Here is a 12,153-nt window from a genome sequence, read left to right as displayed (position 1 = left end):
GCCGTTCGGCTAGTAGTTCCCCTTACCGGGCCCACAGGGGACTTGCACCCCCAAGTCATCCGGCCAGCACCACCTGTACCAGAACAGCGCCCGTCAAGGCGCTACGCGCCATGCCTGGCGCACCAAACAAAAAACCCCGCTCGAGGCGGGGTTCTTTGTTTGATATGGCGCGGCTGGGAGGATGATGCGGGGCTGCGCCCCTACCCTTCGGGCCGTCGTCGCGATGCTCCGACGTTCCTCCGCGCGGCGAGCGCGCTCCGGTCGAACCTCTTTCGGTTCGAATCCCGTCGGAACTCAGCGCTATGCAAACAAAAAACCCCGCTCGAGGCGGGGTTCTTTGTTTGATATGGCGCGGCTGGGAGGATTCGAACCTCCGACCGCCTGGTTCGTAGCCAGGTACTCTATCCAGCTGAGCTACAGCCGCGTATAACTTGTGTTTGGTCGAACTATCGACCGCTTGGATTCAAGCCAAGCTAATTGTCCAGTTTGGCAGTTACTGCCAGGGGAGGATGATTCGGGCCGGAGGCCCTCACCCTTCGGGGCCGCCGTCGCGACGCTCCGACGTTCCTCCGCGCGACCAGCGCGCTCCGGTCGAACCTCTTTCGGTTCGAATCCCGTCTGATCTCTCGACACCAGGAACTTCGGGTTCACGAGACATCAGTATCGAATAAGTGGCGCGGCTGGGAGGATTATGCGAGCCTTCGGCTCTTCCCTTGCGGGCCGTCGTCGCAATGCTCCGACGTTCCTCCGCGCGACCAGCGCGCTCCGGTCGAACCTCTTTCGGTTCGAATCCCGTCTGATCTCTCGACACCAGGAACTTCGGGTTCACGAGACATCAGTATCGAATAAGTGGCGCGGCTGGGAGGATTCGAACCTCCGACCGCCTGGTTCGTAGCCAGGTACTCTATCCAGCTGAGCTACAGCCGCGCATCTGATTTTTCCAACCTTTCATCAAGGTCATTGCCATCTTGCTAAGGATGGCCGTTCCCAAAATTCTCTCCGAGAGAAAATGGCGGAGAGGGAGGGATTCGAACCCTCGATACGCGCAATGCGTATGGCTCCTTAGCAGGGAGCTGGTTTCAGCCACTCACCCACCTCTCCTTGAGAACGCGGCGTATAGTACCATAATTTTTCTGTTTTCATAGGGTTGACACAACTTTTTTCGGGACGGATTTTCGCGCTTTCCTTTATCCCGGTTCTATAGACCGATCAATCCCTTACCATCGATCAGTTATCAACCAACAGATACAAAAAACCCGCCGGTTTGAAGCGGCGGGTTTGCCTGGATTCAGATGTTGCCCGGCTCGTGTTCGCTGTCCGGGTCCGTCTTTTCCTTCTGGATCCGCTGATAAATTTCTTCGCGGTGTACAGCCACCTCTTTCGGGGCGTTCACACCGATGCGCACCTGGTTCCCTTTTACACCCAGAACCGTGACGGTGACTTCGTCACCGACCATCAGGGTTTCGCCTACGCGACGGGTTAAAATCAACATGTCCTTTACTCCTTATGTCCAGAGCTACCTGTTCCGACGATTAATAATTAATCAACTACCTATCTTTATAGTGGGACGACGCCGCTTTCGTAACCCGCAATTATCCGTAAGGATAATCCCTCAGATGCCCGAAAGGCTGAATCGTTCCCTTTTTGCACGAGGCCCGGACGGAGTGACATGATTCCCGTCATCCGTTGCGAAACGCGCCGGCAGGTCCTAAACGCAACCTGCCATTCAGCCTAGGCCTCGTTAACCGGTCCCTGCAATTCGAAAGCACTGTGCAGTGCCCGAACGGCCAGTTCCAGATACTTCTCATCGATTACGACTGAGATCTTGATTTCCGATGTGGAAATCATCTCAATGTTAATGCCCTCGTTCGACAGCGCCTCAAACATGCGGGTGGCGACACCGGCGTGCGAACGCATACCCACCCCGACAATACTGACCTTGGCGATACGGCCGTCACCGCTGACCTCCCGGGCAGACAGCTCGGAGGCCACTTGCTCCAGAACCGTACGGGCACGCTTGTAGTCGTTGCGATGCACGGTGAAGGTGAAGTCGGTACGGTTATCCGCACCCACGTTCTGGACGATCATGTCCACTTCGATGTTGGCATCACTGATCGGTTTCAATATACGAAGTGCACTGCCCGGTGTATCAGGTACGCCGGAAATGGTCAGTTTTGCTTCGTCCCGGTTAAAAGCAATGCCGGATACCACCGGTTGTTCCATGTCAGCCTCGTCATCAAGCGTAATCAGGGTGCCCTCACCTTCATCGAAGCTTGAGAGAACCCGCAGTGGCACGTTGTACTTACCCGCAAATTCGACGGCCCGGATCTGCAGCACCTTGGAGCCCAGACTGGCCATCTCGATCATTTCCTCGAAGGTGATCTTATCCAGCCGACGGGCGCCGTCCACGACACGCGGATCGGTGGTATAGACACCATCGACATCAGTATAGATCTGGCACTCGTCGGCTTTCAGTGCTGCCGCCAGGGCGACCGCCGTCGTGTCGGAGCCGCCCCGGCCGAGCGTCGTGATATTGCCGTATTCATCAACGCCCTGGAAGCCGGCAACGACGACCACCCGACCCGCATTCAGATCACCGCGCATGTTCTGCTCGTCGATCTGCTGGATACGCGCCTTGGTGTGGGCGTTATCCGTCAGGATGCGAACCTGCGAACCGGTGTAGGAACGCGCGTCAACGCCCCGCTTCTGCAACGCCATGGACAGCAGCGCAATGGTCACCTGCTCACCGGTCGACACCAGCACGTCCATCTCGCGCGGTGTCGGCTCGTCCATAATCTCGTTGGCCAGGCCAATCAGGCGATTGGTCTCACCACTCATCGCTGAAACAACCACCACCAGGTCGTGCCCTTCGGCGCGGCCTCGTGCAACCCGATCGGCCACGGCGTTGATACGCTCAATCGTGCCGACGGAGGTACCGCCAAATTTCTGGACCAGAAGTGCCATCGTCTTCCTTATTTCCGCCTGTCAGTCGGGTCTATCCCACGCTCGCCACGCCGGCGCAGCGCGGCGATTATAATGGGTGTTCGGGGCGCTGGATACCGTTTCAGCGCGTAGCTTCGTCAACCCATCCAGTCACCTGGGCGAGTGCGTCCGGCAGTTTCGACGGATCCGACCCGCCCCCCTGCGCCATATCCGGTCGACCACCGCCTTTACCATCCACGGCAGCGGCCAGCTTTTTCATGATGTCACCGGCGCGCACGCGATCGGTCGCATCCTTGGTGACACCGGCCACAAGGGTGACCTTGCCGTCTTCGATGGCCGCCAGCACCACGACGCCGGAGCCCAGCTTGTTCTTGAGCTGATCCGCTGTATCCATCAACGCCTTGCGATCGGCACCCGGCAGTTCGGACGCCACCACTTTAAGGCCATTCACATCCACCGCGGAGCCAGCCAGATCAGCACCGGCCGAACTGGCCAGCTTGGCTTTCAACTGCTCCAGCTCCTTTTCCAGTTGGCGATTCCGGTCCAGCGCGGCTTCCACTTTCTCGATCACGCTGTCGCGCGTTCCCCGGACCAGGCCGGCCACCTGGCGCAGACGCGACTCGGTCTCGTCCATCCAGGCCAACGCACCTTTGCCGGTGACCGCCTCGATACGCCGGACACCGGAGGAAATCCCGCTTTCCGACGTAATGCGGAAGGCGCCGACATCGCCAGTCCGGGAGACATGCGTGCCGCCGCAGAGTTCGACCGAATAGTTGTCGCGCCCCATGGTCAACACCCGCACTTCATCCCCGTATTTTTCGCCGAACAGGGCCGTGGCGCCCTTCTCCTTCGCGCTTTCCATATCGGTGACTTCCACACCGACCGGTTCATTGGCGAGGATTTCATCGTTGACCAGAGCTTCGATTTCCTTCAACTGCTCCGGCGTGACCGGCTCGAAGTGAGAGAAGTCAAAGCGCAGGCGTTCAGCTTCGACCAACGAGCCCTTCTGGGTCACGTGGTCGCCCAGCACCTTGCGCAGGGCTGCATGCAACAGGTGCGTGGCAGAGTGGTTCAGGGCGATGGCCTGGCGGCGGGCATGGTCGATGCGCGCGTCCACTTCCAGTCCCGGGAACAGTTCGCCTTCAATGACCGTCCCAATGTGCAGGTGGTTGGCACCGTCTTTTCGGGTGTCAGTCACCTGGAAGCGACCGCCACTCCAGGTCAGCAGACCGGTGTCGCCCACCTGGCCGCCGGACTCCGCGTAAAACGGTGTGCGCTCCAGAACGACAACGGCTTCGTCACCGGTCTGCGCATTCGCTTCCTCGCCGTTGACCAGTACGGTGCGGATAGTTTCGTGGCCATCGATCTTTTCATAGCCGGTAAATTCAGTGCTGCCACCGAGGCCGGCGGTCACGTTGTAGTCGACGCCAAACTTGGATGCCGCGCGGGCGCGCTCGCGCTGGGCTTCCATCGCCTTCTTGTAGCCGTCGTAATCCAGCGTCAGGCCACGCTCCCGGGCGATGTCATTGGTCAGGTCAACCGGAAACCCATAGGTATCATAGAGGGTGAAAATGGTTTCGCCGGGAATCTGGCTGCCCTTGAGTTCGGCAATGTCCTGCTCCAGCAGGCGCAGACCCTTGTCCAGCGTACGGGCGAACTGCTCCTCTTCCTGCAGCAGGACCTTCTCGATCTGTGCCTGGGTCCGTACCAGCTCGGGATAGGCCTCGCCCATGAGGTCCACCAGCGCCGCCGTCAGCTTGTAGAAGAACGGTTCACGGGCGCCCAGCTTGTTGCCGTGCCGGGCAGCTCGACGGATGATCCGGCGCAGCACAAAACCACGGCCCTCGTTGGACGGCATCACGCCGTCGGCAATCAGGAAGGCACAGGAACGGATGTGGTCGGCCACCACCCGCAGTGATGCCTCTTCCGTGTCGGCGCCACCGAGGAGGTCGGACGCCGCCTTCAGGAGGTCCTGGAACAGGTCGATCTCATAGTTGCTGTGCACGCCCTGCAGCACCGCCGAAATACGCTCCAGCCCCATGCCGGTATCCACCGACGGCTTGGGTAGCGGCTGCATTTCACCATCCGCGGTGCGGTTGAACTGCATGAAGACCACGTTCCAGATCTCAATGAAGCGATCACCGTCCTCGTCCGGTGAACCGGGCGGGCCACCGGCGATTTCGGGGCCGTGGTCATAGAAGATTTCGGTACAGGGGCCACAGGGGCCGGTGTCGCCCATCTGCCAGAAGTTGTCCGAGGCGTACGGCTCCCCTTTATTGTCGCCGATACGGATAATCCGGTCGGCCGGCACGCCCATGCCGTTGTGCCAGAGGTCGTAGGCTTCGTCGTCCGAGGCGTAGACCGTGACCAGCAGTTTTTCCTTCGGCAGGCCCAGCCATTCATCGCCGGTCAGAAAGGTCCAGGCAAATTCGATGGCTTCTTTCTTGAAGTAGTCGCCGAAACTGAAATTGCCCAGCATCTCGAAAAAGGTGTGATGGCGCGCGGTGTAGCCCACGTTTTCCAGGTCGTTGTGCTTGCCGCCGGCGCGGACGCAGCGCTGGGAACTCGTCGCCCGGGTATAGTCACGTTTTTCACGGCCGAGGAATACGTCCTTGAACTGGTTCATCCCGGCATTGGTGAACAGCAGGGTCGGATCGTCGTGGGGAACCAGTGAGCTGCTGGGTACGATTTCGTGCCCGCGCTGCCGGAAATATTCCAGAAAAGTCTGGCGCAATACTGCGGTTTTCATAGCCGTGTCCTGATCGCCTCGTCAGAAATTCAGTTCAAAGAGTGAGTCGAGCCACAGGATTGGGGACCTTGCCCAATCCGGCACAATCGCCATGGATAAGGGCGCTACTCTAGCACAGCCACCGGGGGTAAAAAACGAGAAACGCCGCCCGGTAGGCGGCGCTGACGGCATTTCCGGCAATTCGATGGATTCGGAGTTATTCGGAGGCTTCCGGGGCCTTCTGCTCCTTTTGATCACCAGACGGTTCGAGCACACCGATAATGGCTTTCCAGAAGTCCGTCATAAGGCCGGTGGTATCGGTTTCAAGTGGATCGGGGCTGTTTTCCTGCAGGTCGGACATAATGCGGTCCATCAAGCTTTCCAATGAGCCCGGTTCCAGGCCCTGCCTGGCCGCCCGGCCAGCCAGCGACTGGATATCCCGGGCCAATCCGGCCAGGGGCCGCAACTGGCTGTTGGCCGAGGGTTTACCCGACACCGCCTCGTACGCCGATGCCCGCACCGTGCGCACAGAGGACAGGTTCAGGCTGAAGCTGGCCAGCTCCCCGCCCTCCAGCCCCAACTGACTGGCTGCCGAAAAAGCCGACTGCACATCCCCGTCGAAGAACTGCCCGGCCACCTGCTGGACATCCTCGAACAGCGCGGTGAGCGCCTGACGCTCGCCGTCATCCAGCTCGCCCTGCACCGAAAACCGGTATCGCCCGGCGAACAGACTGGCGCTGGTGCTCTCGCTGGATGCACCGCCGTTGCCCAGCTCGGTTCGGCTGCTGGCGCCGGCGTAGCGGCTTTCGTCCATGGCCACCGTGACGATATCGCCATCGGCGGTACGCACCTGGAACAACAGTTGATTGCGCGACGCCGCTTCCACGCTGTAGCCGGAAACGGATGTGGATTCGCCCGCACTTCCATCTCCCAGGTAGCGCTGTTGCAGGCTGTCGAGCCCGTCCTGGATACGGGAGAAACTGTCATCGATATCGGCGGAGAGGTCAGCGTTCATCATACCCAGGGCTTCGATCTGGTCGCGGGCCTCGGAAAACCCCTGGCTGACGCCTTTGCGGGCCTGATCCAGCAGACTGGCCAGCCGCTCGCTATCGGCCCCGCTGCGCGCCTCCTGCTCCAGGCGATGCTGTACGAACCCGAGCACACGGCTGGCAACATCGGCCGCACTGGGCGGCTCAAACGCGTCCGTTGCGGCTTTCGATACCTGACCATCCCCGTGACCAAGCCCCTGCTGCAGGCGCTGCTCAAGCCGGGCGCGCAGGACGCCAATGGCATCATCGGCGGTGCGGATCCGGCCCTGGTTGCGTCCTTCGACGACGTCACCGGTCGCCGACTTGCCGGGCACCGACGAGGCGCTGGAGGAGCGGTCCGATTGATTGCGGTGGTGGGCATCGGAGCCGGGAATCGAAACCGGGGAAACCATGACACGGACCTCTCAGATTATTAGAAGACGCCGACAGTGCGTCTTACATGATGACCGTTATGACGGCCGACCAGCCACAATCTTTAGGAATGTTTCGATATACTGAGGACGGATTTCAGGCCCCGCCTGAATAAACCGGCTACCCCTTTGCGCAACGGAGCGGTCAATGCCCCAGCCTTTCCACCCGGCCGAAGAGCTGCTACCACCAGCCACGCTGATCAAGCGCCTGCTGGCGATGATTTACGATGGCCTGATCTGTATCGCGGTGTTGATCGTCACCACCTGGATCTACACCATGCTGGCCGCCTGGATCATCGGCTTCGAGGCGTACAAGGCGCTGGCCGAATCCGGGAAGCTGTCATCCGACCCGCTGCTGACCTCGATCCTGTTCGTCGCGCTGTTTGTTTTCTTTGGCTATTTCTGGACGAAGACGGGACAGACACTGGGGATGCAGGTCTGGCGGATACGCATCGAGAACCCGGACGGGACCCCCATCCGCTGGTACCAGGCCCTGCTGCGCTACCTGATCGGCTGGGTCAGTTGGCTGACCGGCGGACTGGGCTACCTGTGGATACTCTGGGATAGCGAAAGACGGTCCTGGACCGACCGCGTTTCCGAGAGCCAGGTGGTCCGGGTGCCCAGGACCACCCGCTAACCTGCCCGCCGCATCAGGACAGCACCGACAATGGCACTCAGCACGATGGGCGCGGCAATGGCGATCACGGGGCTGAAGCCGAACACGACGCTCATCGGCCCCAACAAGTCCTGCATGTACTTGAAGATCAATCCCACGATAATCCCGGTGAAGACCCGAAAGCCCATCGTCACCGATCGCAGCGGCCCGAACACGAAGGAAATCGCCACCAGCACCAGCACGGCAATGGCAACCGGCCCCAGGACCTTCTTCCAGAAGGCCAGCCAGTAGGTGGTGGAGCTGAGCCCTTGCTGGTCCAGGTAGGTGCCGTAGGTGTAGAGGCCGCTGATCGACAGGTTCTCCGGATCGACAATCAACACGCTCAGTACCGAGGGCGACAGCTGCGAGTCCCAGCGCATGTGATCGGCCGTCTTGCGGATGGTCCCCTGCTTCGACAGTTCCGTCGTGATCACACGCTCAAGCGTCCAGTGATCCTGCTTGTACGTGGCCTTGCGGGCGAAACTGGCGCTGGTCAGTTCCCGGTCGTCGTTAAAATGGAACAGCGACACCCCCAGCAAAATGCCGCTGGGCTGCACCACGTTGACATGGATAAAGGTATTTCCTTCGCGATGCCAGAGCCCGTTCGACGAGGCCACGTTACTCTCGCCGCCCCGCGCGATCTCCCGCTGACTCTGGGCGATTTTCTCGAAGTGCGGAGCGACGAATTCCCCGAGAACAAGGCCGATGACGACCACCACGATCGTGGGTTTCATCGCCGACCAGACGATTCGGCGAATCGACACCCCGGCCGCCCGGATGACGACCAGTTCCGACGTGCTGGCCAGACTCCCCAGACCGATCAGGCAGCCCATGAAGGCACCCAGCGGCAGATAATCGTAGATCCGCCGCGGCAGGGTCAGGAAAATATAGGCAAGCACCTGCGGGGTCTGGTAATTCTTCTCGATATTATCCAGCTCGTGGATGAATGCGAAGATCAGGTCCAGTGACAGCACCACCAGCATGACCAGCAGCGTAGCCCCGCCCACGGTCCGGATGATGTATCGATCAAGCTTCTTCATGGGCCCGCCCTTCCTTGACCAGTCGCCGTTTACGCCACCACGCGGTACCGAACTGCAACCAGAGACCGACGGCCAGGAACAGCAGATGCACCCAGGTCAGCCCCAGCCATTCCGGCACCTGCTGTCTGGCCAGCGCATCCCGCGCAACGATCAGAAGCCCCAGGTAAGTAATGTAAATCAGCATCGCCGGCAGCAAATGGAAGAACCGCCCCTGGCGTGGGTTTACGCGGCTCAGACGCACAGCCAGCAACGTCACGATCGGTACGATCAGTGGCAGGGACAGTCGCCAGTGGAACAGCGCGCGTAGCTCGGGATCGTCGGATTGCATCAATCTCAGGGTCGGTATGGCGTCTTCGTCGTCCCGTTCATTGACGGAATCCGGCCCGGTAATCTTCAGCCCGTAAGCGTCGAAATGCGTGACCTTGTAGTCCAGGTCGCCCGGGGCCCCTTCGTAACGCTGGCCATCCTCCAGTACGAGGAACCGGCTGCCGGTATCGGGATCAACAAACTGCGAGCCCTCGTCCGCCGTGGTCATCGAGAGTCCGGAACCGTCCTTCTTGAACTCGGCAATGAACACGCCCAACAGCTTCTGCTTGTCCTTGCTCAGGCCTTCGACGTAGGTGACGCGGTCGCCCGAGGACAGACTCTGGAACCGCCCGGGGGAAAGCAGCTCGAATTCCGTCGCCTTCTTCTGCTGGTTGATGATGTCCTGGACTTTCTGCATCCCCCAGGGCGACAGGTACAGGCTCATCGAACCGACAACCAGCATCACCACCACGCTGGCGATCATCGTCTGCGCCAGCACCTGGCGGTCGCTGACGCCGCAGGCAAACAGCACGGTCATCTCGCTTTCCAGGTACATCCGCCCATAGGCCAGCAGGATGCCGATAAACAGCCCCAGCGGCAGGATCAGTTCCAGGAAACCCGGGAAGCGGTAGGCCATGATGGTAAACAGCACGTCACCAGCGATCTTGCCCGCGGCGGCATCGGCCAGATACCTGATGAAGCGGCCACTCATGAACACGAGCAGCAGAACCCCGGACACCGCCAGCATGCTGACAATGACCTGGCGGGTCAGATAGCGGAAGATGATGTACAAAATGTCCCTTCCCAAACAGACGGATGGTGGATCGTCCACAGACCGTCGCTATTCTATTGGACCTTGCCGGTGAATGACAGGCACCCGGGACCGGATAAGTCCATCATAGCCAACAACATTCGGCTTAACGTACACTTGGGTCACTCACTGCAGACACCGGCTGCGGCCGGCTGTCCCGGCTCCGGGACTTCACCCTGCCCGGACCACCGATACGGAATCAATCAACGGAGCTGCCATGAAATACACCCTGAACAGCAAGTCCCTGACCGATATCAAAGCCGACTGCCTGGTCGTATCCGTCCCCGAAAAGGGCGACTGGCCGGCGTCCACGTCCGCGGCAGATGCAGCCCTGAATGGCCTACTCAAGGATTTGCAGAAAAACGGTGATATCTCAGGCAAGGCGGGCAGCACCCTGATGCTGCCCCTGGCCAACCAGCCCTGGAAACGCCTGCTCGTTGTTGGCAGCGGCAGCGAATCGCCCCAGCAGCCGGCCGCTTTCCGCAAGATGCTGAACGCCGCCATTGGCCGCCTGAAGGACAGCCCGGCCAAACATGCCCTGATTGCACTGGCTGACAATGAGGTGGAAGACCGCGACGAAGCGTGGAAGGTCTCATTGATCGCACGCATCACCGAGGAACAGCAGTACAGCTTCAATGGATTCAAGAGCAAGGCCGCATCGAAGCCGGCGCTGGACAGGATCACCGTTGCCGCCTCGGCCAACGACAAGACATTGAAAGCAGCCCTGGCCACCGGGGAAGCCGTCGGCCACGGCATGAGCTTTACCCGCGATCTGGGCAACACTCCGCCCAACGTCTGCCATCCGAGCTGGCTGGCCGAACAGGCCCAGGCCCTGGCCAAGGAACACGACGTCATCAAGACCGAAGTGCTGGACGAGAAGCAGATGAAGAAGCTGGGCATGAACAGCCTGCTCTCCGTGTCCGCAGGCAGCGCCCAGCCCGCCAAGCTGATCATCATGGAATACCGCGGCGGCAAGGCGAAGGACAAGCCCCACGTCCTGGTGGGCAAAGGCATCACCTTCGACACCGGCGGCATCAGCCTGAAACCGGGCGAAGCCATGGATGAGATGAAATACGACATGTGCGGTGCCGCCAGCGTGTTTGGCGCCATGCGTGCCATCGCCGAGATCAAGCCGGCGATCAATGTCGTGGGCATCGTGGCTTCCGCCGAGAATATGCCGGGCGGCAACGCCACACGCCCGGGCGATATCGTTACCTCCATGTCCGGCCAGACCATCGAGATCCTCAACACCGATGCCGAGGGCCGCCTGGTGCTCTGTGACGCCCTGACCTACGCCGGCAAGTACGATCCGGAGTCCGTGGTCGATATCGCCACCCTCACCGGCGCCTGCATTATCGCCCTGGGCAAGGAAGCCACCGGCCTGTTCAGCAACAACGAGGAAGTCGCCGACCGGCTGCTGACCTCGGGCCAGAAAACCTGCGATCGCGCCTGGCAGTTGCCGATCTGGGACGAGTACCAGGCCCAGCTCGACAGCAACTTCGCCGATATGCAGAACATCGGCGGCCGCCCGGCCGGTTCCATCACGGCGGCGTGTTTCCTGTCCCGTTTCACCAGGGACTACCGCTGGGCCCACCTGGATATCGCCGGCACGGCCTGGCTTTCCGGCAAGGAGAAAGGGGCCACGGGCCGTCCGGTGCCGCTGCTGGTGGATTACCTGCTGTCCCATGTCAACTGATACCCAAAGCCGGCCGGAAGGCCGGCACTGGTTCTACCTGCTGCCCCAGGACACCGAATCGGCGCGCCTGCTCCATGCGGCGCGCCTCACGGAAAAGGCCTGGAGCCAGGGCGATCGCGTCTGCCTGGTCTGCAATCCCGGCGAACAGATGCAGGCCCTGGACAACCTGCTCTGGCAATACAGCCCGGAGAGCTTCCTGCCGCACCGGCAACTGACCGGAGCCAACGACGTCTGTCCCGAACGGGTCGGGCTCCTGGCCGGTCATCCGGCGCCGGACGATTGGGAAACGGTTATCGTGCTCGGTGACACCCTGCCCGCCGATGCCGATCGCTTCCGCCGCCTGGCCCTGATTGCCAGCAGCGACCCACAGATCCTCAATCGCGCGCGCTCGCATTTCCGCCAGCTTCGCGAACTGGGCATCGAACCCCGCGTCCACGATGCCAGACGGGGCGCGCAACGGGCCTGATCGCCGATGTCCGGCCCCGCCAACGCGGTTCGCCCGCAACTGGCACGCC

The 12,153-nt window shown here is 60.9% G+C and carries 9 protein-coding genes and 3 tRNA genes; 3 read left to right on the top strand and 9 right to left on the bottom strand.

The features are described from left to right. Window positions 1–347: 347 nt before the first annotated feature. The 7 genes from EZI54_RS13890 to EZI54_RS13860 form a co-directional block, all read right to left on the bottom strand. Window positions 348–424 (bottom strand) — tRNA-Arg (locus tag EZI54_RS13890). A gap of 426 nt (window positions 425–850) precedes the next feature. Beyond that, window positions 851–927: transfer RNA gene (locus EZI54_RS13885), tRNA-Arg, on the bottom strand. Between the two features lie 83 nt (window positions 928–1,010). Further along, window positions 1,011–1,101 (bottom strand) — tRNA-Ser (locus EZI54_RS13880). A 187-nt stretch (window positions 1,102–1,288) separates the two neighbouring features. Beyond that, window positions 1,289–1,492, bottom strand: a complete 204-nt coding sequence (gene csrA / locus EZI54_RS13875; protein WP_131482483.1) for a carbon storage regulator CsrA — start codon at window positions 1,490–1,492, stop codon at window positions 1,289–1,291. A 239-nt stretch (window positions 1,493–1,731) separates the two neighbouring features. Then, entirely contained in the window at window positions 1,732–2,964 is a 1,233-nt protein-coding gene (locus EZI54_RS13870) for an aspartate kinase (RefSeq protein ID WP_131482482.1), read from the bottom strand. Between the two features lie 100 nt (window positions 2,965–3,064). After that, entirely contained in the window at window positions 3,065–5,692 is a 2,628-nt protein-coding gene (gene alaS, locus EZI54_RS13865; protein WP_131482481.1) for an alanine--tRNA ligase, read from the bottom strand. A gap of 196 nt (window positions 5,693–5,888) precedes the next feature. Further along, window positions 5,889–7,112 (bottom strand): DUF5610 domain-containing protein, encoded by a 1,224-nt coding sequence (locus EZI54_RS13860; RefSeq protein WP_131482480.1) that lies wholly within the window; start codon window positions 7,110–7,112, stop codon window positions 5,889–5,891. A gap of 166 nt (window positions 7,113–7,278) precedes the next feature. Between EZI54_RS13860 and EZI54_RS13855 the strand changes: the two genes are divergently transcribed. Continuing rightward, a complete protein-coding gene (locus EZI54_RS13855) occupies window positions 7,279–7,767 on the top strand; it encodes an RDD family protein (RefSeq protein ID WP_131482479.1) in 489 nt (162 codons plus the stop codon). Here the strand turns inward: EZI54_RS13855 and lptG are convergent. Both lptG and lptF read right to left on the bottom strand, forming a co-directional pair. Further along, entirely contained in the window at window positions 7,764–8,825 is a 1,062-nt protein-coding gene (gene lptG, locus EZI54_RS13850; RefSeq protein ID WP_131482478.1) for an LPS export ABC transporter permease LptG, read from the bottom strand. The two genes, EZI54_RS13855 and lptG, sit on opposite strands and share 4 nt — an antisense overlap. Continuing rightward, the gene (gene lptF, locus EZI54_RS13845) at window positions 8,812–9,924 is read right to left on the bottom strand and encodes an LPS export ABC transporter permease LptF (protein WP_131482477.1); all 1,113 of its coding nucleotides are present in this window, start codon (window positions 9,922–9,924) and stop codon (window positions 8,812–8,814) included. Before lptF ends, lptG begins: the two co-directional genes overlap by 14 nt. A 235-nt stretch (window positions 9,925–10,159) precedes the next feature. Here lptF and EZI54_RS13840 point away from each other — a divergent pair, with 235 nt between their 5' ends. Together EZI54_RS13840 and EZI54_RS13835 are read left to right on the top strand one after the other, a co-directional pair. Then, window positions 10,160–11,638: a leucyl aminopeptidase gene (locus EZI54_RS13840; RefSeq protein ID WP_131482476.1), complete on the top strand. Its 1,479-nt coding sequence runs from the start codon at window positions 10,160–10,162 to the stop codon at window positions 11,636–11,638. Continuing rightward, window positions 11,628–12,104, top strand: a complete 477-nt coding sequence (locus EZI54_RS13835) for a DNA polymerase III subunit chi (RefSeq protein WP_131482475.1) — start codon at window positions 11,628–11,630, stop codon at window positions 12,102–12,104. Before EZI54_RS13840 ends, EZI54_RS13835 begins: the two co-directional genes overlap by 11 nt. Window positions 12,105–12,153: the final 49 nt, after the last annotated feature.

Origin of the sequence: Marinobacter halodurans, assembly GCF_004327985.1 — a bacterium.
Taxonomy (GTDB): Bacteria; Pseudomonadota; Gammaproteobacteria; order Pseudomonadales; family Oleiphilaceae; genus Marinobacter_A; species Marinobacter_A halodurans.
The sequence above is the reverse complement of the archived record's forward strand: the minus strand, read 5'-3'. Positions and strand labels throughout refer to the sequence as shown.